This window comes from Veronia pacifica (assembly GCF_001707825.1).
In the GTDB taxonomy this organism is placed as follows: domain Bacteria; phylum Pseudomonadota; class Gammaproteobacteria; order Enterobacterales; family Vibrionaceae; genus Veronia; species Veronia pacifica.
In genome coordinates, this window is record NZ_LYBM01000054.1 from 25,256 (window position 1) to 35,080 (window position 9,825).

The window sequence follows — 9,825 nt, forward strand, 5'->3', positions numbered from 1 at the left end:
TTTATGTTTTAGGTAATATTAAGTATGCTGATAAATCCTCACTTCTAACATTTATGTTATTATTAACTAAATAGTAATCATCATTATATAATCTCATTTTTAGGTGTTTTACTACTCATTAAATACTCTAAATTATTACCTGAAATTTGCTCTAAATTATCAGTTATTTTTTTAATAGGCCAATCCCACCATGCGATATCTAACAATTCTCCAATAGTAGTTTGGTCAAAGCGATATTTGATTATCCTACCTGGATTTCCTCCCACCACTGAGTAAGGTGGTACGTCTTTTGTTATGACCGATTTACTGGCAATGATTGCACCATCTCCAATCGTAACACCGGGCATAATCGTAGACTCATATCCAATCCACACATCATTACCAATTACAGTATTCCCTTTATTCGGTATGTCTTCAATTTTAGGAATTACTCTCTCCCAGCCAGATTCAAATTGGTAAAATGGATAGGTAGAAAACCCTTTTGCGATGTGATTGGCTCCATTCATAATGAATTGAACATCTTTTGCTATTGCACAAAACTTACCTATAACTAGTTTATCGCCCATCGCAGGGATATGAAAAAGAACATTATCTTCAAACCTACCGGGACCATCAGGATCATTATAATAAGTATAATCACCGACAATTATATGATCTGATTTAATAAAATTCTTTAAGAAACCCACTTGGGGAAAACCTTTCACAGGCTCTTTATTATCTGGGTTTGGTCCTTCCATTATTATCCTATAATAAAATGTTTATTTTAATTTCGTTAATAATCATATCAAATAATTTAACTGTCAAAATCATAGTTTTATGAGGTTAGTCGAAAAGTAAAATTAATTTTCATAAAAATTTTTTAAATATATATAAATTGGATTATTAATCCTATAGATAGAGATAAGTAACTAGGGTCAGTAAACATCGAACGGGGTATAATATCGAATAACATTTTATTATTAAGACCACAAAGGTGAAAAAGTAAAAGCTAAAACTGTCATCTTAATTTTATCGAATAGCAGAATATATTCTAATAATGCTAGTGGAATTACCTTCACCTGATTCTACTCGCCTTGATACTCCGGCCTAACAATGTGCCTGCTTTTACTTGTATGTCATTGACGCTGAAAACGTCCATAACCTACATCATGGACTATAACTACGGCTAATTAAGAATCACTGAAGCGGAGCTTGATATTACCATTTTGATTTGTCATACCAACAGACTGACATTGCCCGTTCTGTTTCCTGATAACCCAGTGACTTATAAATATTCGCTGCAACATATTCCTCATCGGCTTCTAAAACCAAACATTTTAGAGTGTGTGATTGCATGACTTGAGTAGAGACGATGTAAACCAACGTTTTGCAGATACCCTGTTGGCGAAAATCCGGATGGGTAACCACTTCTTGAAAGCGACCAATCTGTCCGTCCGTGTAGAGGCCGAGACTGCGACCAGCGTGTCACCCAGGAAAGCACCATACCAGTCTCCTAAGCCTTCTTCGGCCATGTTTCGATAGTTAAGAAAATATTGCGTTGAGAACTCTCGAAATTTCTCAGGCTCATAGTCTGTGTTGGTGAGAAGTTGCAGTTCAAGAACCTTTGACCAGTCTGAATCAGAGGTGATCTTTCGTATGGTCAGTGATTCGTTAATCTGCTTTGGTTTAATAAACTGATTGGCGGTGAGAAAAACGGAATTGCTTATGTCGTAGCCTTTGTCAGAAAAGTAACTGACATCAATATCACTCTCGTCTTCGTGGCATTGCCAACTCAATAAAAGATGCTCCGAGTCAGGTAATTCACGACGAAAAGTTTCCTCCCATTCAGCAAATTGCTCTGCTTTTGGTGGGCAGTCCAGTATCAGATAGTGTCCCCAAAAAAAAGTTGGATTCGATGGTGTTTCTATCAAGGTATACCCTTGCTTTTGAGTCACGATTCCTGAAAAACGGTGAAAAATAGCGGCTGATTGTTGGCCGACAGAAAGGTGGGTCGTCATGATGAGTCTTCCAATAGATATTAATGTTATGGGTGTTTTTATATCGCGAGTGGCAACGACGTTTGATGAGCCTTTTCAACCGTCACTTTTTAATTCCTTGATGATGGTGTAGGTGATAGGGGTACAGTTTTTGGGTATATCGTCAGGATCAAACCATTGTAGACCGCCACAGAGGTGAGGTTCCAGATTCTGAAAATTACCTTGCCAGCTCTCACAGCGGTAAATAAAGTGCCGCGCGTTAAATACTGGGTCTGGTAAGGTGGCGAGCAAATGGAGTCTGGTTGGTGTCACGTCGATTTCTTCCTGACACTCTCTTATTGCTGCCTGTTCCGGCGCTTCGTTCGTCTCTACTTTTCCGGCGGGCAAGCCCCATAGTTGATCCAGCACATCGGTATTCTGCCGAAAGCCAAGAAGTAATTTACCGTCTTGGATGAAAATGATCTGAACAATGTCTTTCATTTTTCGTTATATACCATGCTGCTTATTTTACAGGTGATCATCATCATATAATGCTTAGAAGGGCAAGCGCCTCCGGATTAGGCCAGATTTGCGGGATAGATAGCTTGCAATGTATTGAGCATGTCTACTCTTGATCGGCTGGGCCTATCCAACTGAACGGATTCATTGCGATTTCCCACAAATATCCGTCAGGATCAGAAAAATAGCCACTAAAGCCGCCCCAGAACACTTTCTGCGGTTCTTTAACCATCTCAGCTCCCGCTACAACAGCCTGATTCATTACCTCAATCACCTCCTGCTCGGAAGCGACATTGTGAGCAATAGTAAAACCGTTAAAGCCAGAACCTTCAGCAGATACCTGAGCATCTTCAGCCAGTGCTTCACGGCCATACAAACCGAGCCATGTGCCATTGAGTTTGAAAAAAGCGACACTCTCTTCATCACCATAGCGCGGGAAACCTAGGTCTGAATAGAATTTTATTGAGCGTTGTAAATCGTTGACGCCGAGCGTCACCATGCTCATTCTTGGCTGCATAATATGTGCTCCATGGTTTGTGTTGAAACCCTGTTTGAAAAGGACTCTGCGGGTTATGAACGACGATATCAAATGTCGCGTTTTGCTGTAGCCATACCTTCGTTAAGTGTTGCCATCATTAATTTGTCGAAAAAGCGTTTCGCGTATGATCAGTGGTCAAACCAAGATAATCACTGGGCTTGAAAACAACTTCGGCTCTGCTTTGCCAATCGCGGAAAACACTACCTGCGATTAACAGGATAAACTAGTTTTCTTTCAGTGATTTGCGGCTAATCACTAAGACTATTTTGCTGGAAATTGCTACTTTTTACCTGGTTTCTTGGGGAATTCTCTTGTTTTTTCAGCACTTTCGTTGCGACGGATATCATGTTTATAACTGATTCAATACCAAATGGCTGAGGTATATTGCATATGCAGGAATTCTGCTAAGGGTAAATATGTTAGGGCTTTGTCCCTGTCTCATCGATAGGGAAAGATAAGGATATCGATAATGAAAGATTTCAAAACATATGACGCTGAAACCTTTTTTGATAATACGTCATATATGGGCACCGATTTCTCAAGAGACGGTAGCCGTATTTTATTGAGTTGCGATGAAACTGGCGTCTTTCAGCTTTACTGTCTGGACGTCTTGTCAGGTAACAAAACCAAGCTGACGGACAGTGAAGATACCGTGCATCCTGTTCGCTACTTTCCAGAAGATAATCGATGCCTTTACATGAGCGACAGCGGTGGCGATGAACGTTTCCATGTTTATGTGCTGGCAGAAGACGGAACAGTGACTGATCTGACTCCGGGAGATAACGTACGTGCAATTTTCAGTCGCTTTTCTGCCGATGGTCAGTGGTTCTTCGTTCAGAGTAATGAACGCGATGAGCGAGTCATGGATCTCTATCGTTATGACGCAACAACCTATGCGCGTACCTTGGTATTCCAAAATGATACTGGCTTCTCAACCGATGAGGTCAGTCCCGACGGCCGCTATGTGTCACTGACCCACAATAGTTCTAACAGAGACTCAGATGTGTACCTTGTTGACCTGGAAACATCGGATAAGCAGCCTGTGAAGGTCACTGACTTTGACGTCCAGGCACTGAATCATCCCCTGACGTTCTCTCCCGGTTCAGAGACTCTGTATATTGGTACTAACGCTGCGGGTGAGTACACTCAGGTTGTTGCTATTGACCTGAAAAGTAATAAAACCGCGCCATACCTTGAAGAGAAGTGGGATATTGCTTCGTTGGATTTTTCGGCTTCAGGCAAATATCGGGCGCACTGTATCAATGAAGATGCAAGTATGCGACTGGTCGTGACAGACCTGAAGACCGGAGAGTCGATTTCACCGCCATCTCTGCCTGAAGGTCAGATTCGTTCTTTCTCTTTCTCAGCCGATGAAACAAGCCTGTCTTTTTACCTTGATACCGACACATCACCCAAAGATCTGTATGTCTGGAATCTTGCTTCGGGTGAACTGAAGCGGCTGACACACTCGCTAAGCCCCCAGATGGAACAGGATCATCTGGTCGGCGCGACTGTCGAGCGGTTCGACAGCTTTGATGGTCTGGCTATTCCCGGTATTTTGTATAAGCCTAAAAATGCCAGTGCTGATCAACCAGTTCCGGCTGTGATTGAAATCCATGGTGGCCCGGGTGGCCAGAGTGTCACTGGCTATAACCCGTTCAGACAGTTTCTTGTTAACAATGGTTACGCCGTCTTTGCAGTGAATAATCGCGGAAGTTCTGGCTATGGGAAAACCTTCTTCCATTTGTCTGACCGCAAACACGGTGAAGTGGATTTGGACGATATTGTTTGGGGTAAGAAATACCTGCAAACACTAGATTGGGTGAATGCGGACAGCATCGCCGTGATGGGCGGCAGTTACGGCGGGTATCTTACTGCGGCTGCGCTGACCTTCCGACCTGAAGAATTTAATCTGGGGATCAATATTTTTGGTGTGACCAACTGGGTTCGTACCCTCGATCCGGCATCAATTCCGCCGTGGTGGGAAAGCTTCAAGAAAGCCCTCTACGATATGATGGGCGATCCGGCTACCGACACTGAACGTCACCGTCGTATTTCGCCACTGTTTCATGCTGATAAGATCACCAAGCCATTGTTGGTTGTGCAGGGTGTGAATGATCCACGGGTATTGAAAATCGAAAGTGATGAGTTAGTTGAGGCTGCACGTAAGAACGATATTCCGGTCGAATATGTGGTGTTTGATGATGAGGGCCACGGTTTCACCAAAAAAGCCAACCGTATTACGGCAGCCAACGCATTTCTTGGCTTCCTTCAGGCACACATGCCTGCTTAATACTGAGAGCGTCAATCTCACTTCTTGCGCCGTGCAGCTCTTCTCTTGGTAAGCGGATACAGTCCAGAAGTGCGACCTAGAAATTATCAATCAACCCTCTGTCCTGTGACGGAGGGTTTTATTTTTTGTGATAGTTCAGACTAGGAAAGGCTTTAATCGCAGAGAATATGCGGTGACCTAATTAGTCTAATCTGCGATTTCGTTATTGCGGATGAAAACAACTTGCTCAGGGATCGACTGAAGCCCCGATATTAAAAAGTTTGGCTTTATATTGTGCGACGGTAGGTCTGCAATCGGGAACCATCGAAATATCAAGTCAATTTCTGCTTCGATACCCTTTATATCTTCCTGCAAATTGATCACCCAAGGATCGGTAAATTCAGCGAGATAATAGGTTGAAATTTCGTGGCATTTCTTTTGGTGATAGGTAAAGAAGTTTTCCATGTACCAGAGCGGCCTCGTCACCTGTAAATCAAAACCCAGTTCCTCTTTCATCTCTCTCACAAGCGTCGTATCTGAGTGCTCAAAAAACTCAACCCGTCCTCCTGGCAGTGTCCAAAAGTCTGTGTTTTTGTCCTTGTGTAGTAAAACATGACTTTCATGAATGATTACTGCTGCGCTACGCACATTCAGTCTGTCATTGTCGCGCTCAAAATTCAGCATCACGGTACTCCTAAGCAAAAAGGAAAATTTATTGAAAACAGTGAGTGGGAGGGGAGAAGCGAGTGAGTATCTTTGAGACAAACGATGGAATCAAAGTGACAGACAGAAATTTGCGGCATAGAAAGCAGATGATAGCGATGTGTGGTGGAGAATCGTACGATGTTTACTCAAACCCTTCAACGCGATACAGCAACGGATGCTTGATCCGCGTTATGCCACTGATTGGATTGGGCTGGCGGAGATTGGACGGTCAAGCCTTTGTTTCGTCACAGATAGAAGGAACGCATCAACCCACATTGAAATCGTCTATTGTTGAGTTACCCGCAATGTCCGTGATGCAAATAGTGACATCGCTACCTCCGTGATAGCCAGGATTATCGATTTTCCATGTACCGTCGCTGTCAATTTTTGTTTCTCCAATTTCAACTTCACCTTGCATGACTTTCACTATTGAGCCAGCATCCCAAGCGTTGTAATTGGAACCCCCTATGTAGGTATCCCCCTCGCTTAGTCCGCCCTCATTGTCCAACGCAATAACAGGTGGAGTTGTATCCAGCGTCACTATTCCGGCTTTCACTTCAACATTATTTTCCGTATCGGTGATCTTGACCGTAAAGGGATTTTCTCCCTGAACCAGGGTTATATCTGTTGGTAGGCTGACCTTCCAGTCACCACTCTCGTCAGCTCTAGTCGAGAAGTTTCCACCAACAATGGTAAATTGAATGAGTGAGCCGGGCGCGGCTTGGCCTTCAAAGTTAGGGTGAGGATCATGGGTTGTTGTTTCGTTCTGTTCTGTTGACAGGTTGGAGAACGTGTTGTTTTCAGAATTTTTATTATCTGAATCTTGTGCCTCGGGCTGCGATGCTTGTCCTTGTTCAAACCAGACATCAGCATATTCGTGTTCTGTTCCATCACTTTTGGTGTATGAGCTAATCAGTCCAAGCAGATTCCCATTATCCATTTCATCAGAGGCGACAGCACCGAGACTGATACTGGTAATGTCTAACTCCGCGAGCGTTTTGAGCTCATTCGGATCGGTGATACCGTCTTGATTTGCATCCACCCACACGTTGAGCTGGGCGTAAATCGCATCACTGGCATCGATTTTACCATCGGCATTGAGGTCATGTTGAGCTAAAGCCTGAATTCCATCCCTTGCCTTAGTGCCATCCGCAAGATTGGTACCCGCACCAAACATTTCACTACCATCATTAATCAGGCCATCTTGATTGATATCCCAGACCAGAAAGCCATCATCGCTCGCAGTCCAACCTGTTACGTGAGAAACACCGTCGGCATCGAGGTCGTAGTTGATCTTTGAAACATCGACAGAGATCGTCTCTACGCCGTCACCGTCGAGGTCTAACACTAATGGCGTAATATATTCTTTTGGACGGGCAACAATGTTGAGTTTTATGTCGTCATGCCCCTTATCACCGCCACCGACTAAGTCTTCCCAGTGTGACTGATTACCGCTGTTGGTTTCGTTGTCATACTTACCCAAGTTTTTATGGGATTCTGATAACAACACCTGAACGGTCACGCCGTTTTTGGTTATCACTGAATCACCGCTCCTAACCAAGATAGTTGCACTACCGTTTGTTATGCCGAAATTATGTCCATTTGGTATGAGAAACAAACCCATTTTAGCGGCACCAGTGGTGGATACATCAACGTTCAAACTGCTGTAACTGGCCACTCTGCCCATCATTACTTCGGCTTTGATGATGTTACCGTTATTGTCCATGAGGTAATAGCCGAGACTACTTCGGTAACCGGCTGAGGGTTTTTGGTAAATGTTCTGCATTTCAAGTGTGAGCTTGCTAACGTCTTCCACATCCCATAAGCCATTGCTACCTCGTGTTATAAGCTCATCATCTTTAATGGTCGCCGTGCCTGTTACATGTCCTGATTGATATTCTGTTGATGCTCTTAAGGTAAACTTCTCTCCACCCTCATAGTGAGAATCTTCGATGGTCGGCATACGGACCTGAAAACTGCTGACATTTCCGGGAACGCTGATGGTTTTTCCATGTGTGAAATCACCGAGGTTTTGCCAGCCCTGACCATCGCCAAAATTAACCGTCATGAGACTTTGATAATCGCTACCGTCGGTTGCAGCGCCGTTGTAGGCGTCGAGAGTAACGCTTGTTGAAGTGGTTGATTGGTTGGATAAGGACACTGTGAATTCTACTGTGTCACCTTCCCAGACTTTCGGGCTACTGACCGATGTAACCATTGGCTTGTCAGTCACATCTGAAATGGTCACCGTACCCGACTGGTTGAGCGCGGACTCGTTTTCAGTTCGTGCCCTGATGGTGAAGGTTTCATTACCCTCATAGACATTATCGTTTGCTGTTTGCACTTTGGTCTGGAAAGTGGTGGTGTTCGCTGGTACATCTACCCATTGACCATGGGCGAAATTCCCTATGTTCCTCCAGCCCTGACCGTCACCAAAATTCACATAAAGGGTCTCCTGGTGGTCTTGACCACCACCTATGGCGCTATCGTTGTAGGCATCAATCCAAACTCGGGTTGTTGCGTTTGATGCGTCTGATAGTGTGATAGTGACAATCGCATCCTCTCCCTCTGCGATGGTGGTATCAGAAATAGATTGAACGTGAGGTATATCGTCATCATCATTGAGAGTTGCTATTTGCCCATTTGCCTGTACGCCATTTAGAACGGCAAAGGGCATAATTTGTTCATTCCCCTCATAAATATTGTCATCATTCGGCTTGATATACACTCTTATCCCGGTATGGCCAGCAGGTAGGGTAATGTCGAAGTGGGTGCCAGATTGCGTTGAGGTGATGGGCCAAAGACCATCACTGTTTCCGGGGGGAGAGAGGCGATTGCCCTGAAGATCTTCCACGTAGATCTGATTGTTAAAGTTGGCGAATGACGAGTTGTAGAGAGAATCATCGAAGGAGACGGTGATAGTGCTGTCCTTATCGGATGCATGGGTCGCGGTAAACTGCCAGCCCGGCCCTTCTTTGTGGGAGGTGGCGTGTTCGACACCATCTTGGAGTTTGGTTCCGACAGACAGCAAAGTGGGGGCGGTTTCATTATCGACAATATTGGCAGTATCTGAGCTTGTCCACGGAACATTGGCAGTATCTGTTGTGGCATGAATAACGAGAGTTTCTGTTCCTTCAAACACGACATCATCCTTGGGCTCGGCGAAGACGGCAATAGATTTCGTGTTCGCTGGCACCGAGATATTCTTATGATATGAGGGAGGTAAAATATTAATGTTTACTGTCGATACTGTGTCGTCCTCATTGGTGAATTTGACGTGCACTGCGCCCGTGTAGTCTTGGCCGTATCGGCTCTCATTGAAGGCATCGTTGAATGCCAGTGTCACCTGAGTTGCTGAATCTGACTGACTACTCATGTTCAGATTCCAGCCCGGCCAGTCATCGAGTGTCGCGGCGTTTTCTTTTCCGTCCTGAAGTTTGGTGATAGAGCTGACAGTCGGTACCGTTTCATTATCGTTAATGGTGATATCAGAGGCGGTCTGCCACACATTGGTGTTTTCAACAGCCGCTTTAAGGACGAAGGTCTCTGTGCCCTCGTAAATGGCATCATTGTTGAGTGTCGTCTTTAACTGCACCGACTGATTTCCAGCGGGAATAACGATTTTAACAATACCTTTATCGGCGCTACTCATATTAACGGTGGTGAGAGGTGTATTGCCATCGGCACTGTAAAGAGTAAAAGTGCCGTTGGTATCTTGGATAAAATCACCTTTGTTTCCGAGGTTATTGATATCCAGCAGCAGGGTGGTGGCGGTGGCCGAGGCATTATTGAGGCTCAGAGTCCAGCTGAGCTCCTCGTTGTCACCCTCAGTGACC

At 44.5% G+C, this 9,825-nt stretch carries 8 protein-coding genes; 1 reads left to right on the plus strand and 7 read right to left on the minus strand.

What is annotated here, in order from left to right; translation table 11 throughout:
• Positions 1–83: 83 nt before the first annotated feature.
• The 5 genes from A8L45_RS20440 to A8L45_RS20455 form a co-directional block, all read right to left on the minus strand.
• Positions 84–737, minus strand: a complete 654-nt coding sequence (locus A8L45_RS20440; RefSeq protein ID WP_068905213.1) for a CatB-related O-acetyltransferase — start codon at positions 735–737, stop codon at positions 84–86.
• A 460-nt stretch (positions 738–1,197) separates the two neighbouring features.
• The gene (locus A8L45_RS25755; RefSeq protein ID WP_175402041.1) at positions 1,198–1,407 is read right to left on the minus strand and encodes a GNAT family N-acetyltransferase; all 210 of its coding nucleotides are present in this window, start codon (positions 1,405–1,407) and stop codon (positions 1,198–1,200) included.
• A complete protein-coding gene (locus A8L45_RS24240; RefSeq protein ID WP_068905214.1) occupies positions 1,317–1,997 on the minus strand; it encodes a hypothetical protein in 681 nt (226 codons plus the stop codon). The genes A8L45_RS25755 and A8L45_RS24240 overlap by 91 nt, the downstream gene beginning before the upstream one ends.
• Positions 1,998–2,072: 75 nt before the next feature.
• Positions 2,073–2,456 carry an NUDIX domain-containing protein gene (locus A8L45_RS20450; RefSeq protein ID WP_068905215.1) on the minus strand — a complete coding sequence of 128 codons (384 nt, stop codon included), beginning with the start codon at positions 2,454–2,456 and terminating at the stop codon, positions 2,073–2,075.
• Between the two features lie 124 nt (positions 2,457–2,580).
• Entirely contained in the window at positions 2,581–2,991 is a 411-nt protein-coding gene (locus A8L45_RS20455) for a VOC family protein (protein ID WP_068905216.1), read from the minus strand.
• 490 nt (positions 2,992–3,481) lie between these two features.
• Between A8L45_RS20455 and A8L45_RS20460 the strand changes: the two genes are divergently transcribed.
• Positions 3,482–5,305: a S9 family peptidase gene (locus A8L45_RS20460; protein WP_068905217.1), complete on the plus strand. Its 1,824-nt coding sequence runs from the start codon at positions 3,482–3,484 to the stop codon at positions 5,303–5,305.
• Positions 5,306–5,491: 186 nt separating this feature from the next.
• On the opposite strand, the gene A8L45_RS20465 is transcribed toward A8L45_RS20460, so the two are convergent.
• On the minus strand, positions 5,492–5,968 hold the full coding sequence (locus tag A8L45_RS20465; RefSeq protein ID WP_068905218.1) for an NUDIX hydrolase: 477 nt from the start codon (positions 5,966–5,968) through the stop codon (positions 5,492–5,494).
• A gap of 286 nt (positions 5,969–6,254) precedes the next feature.
• Positions 6,255–9,825: SPM autocatalytic domain-containing protein (locus A8L45_RS20470; RefSeq protein WP_083228450.1), on the minus strand; the 3,571-nt coding region annotated here is incomplete at its 5' end.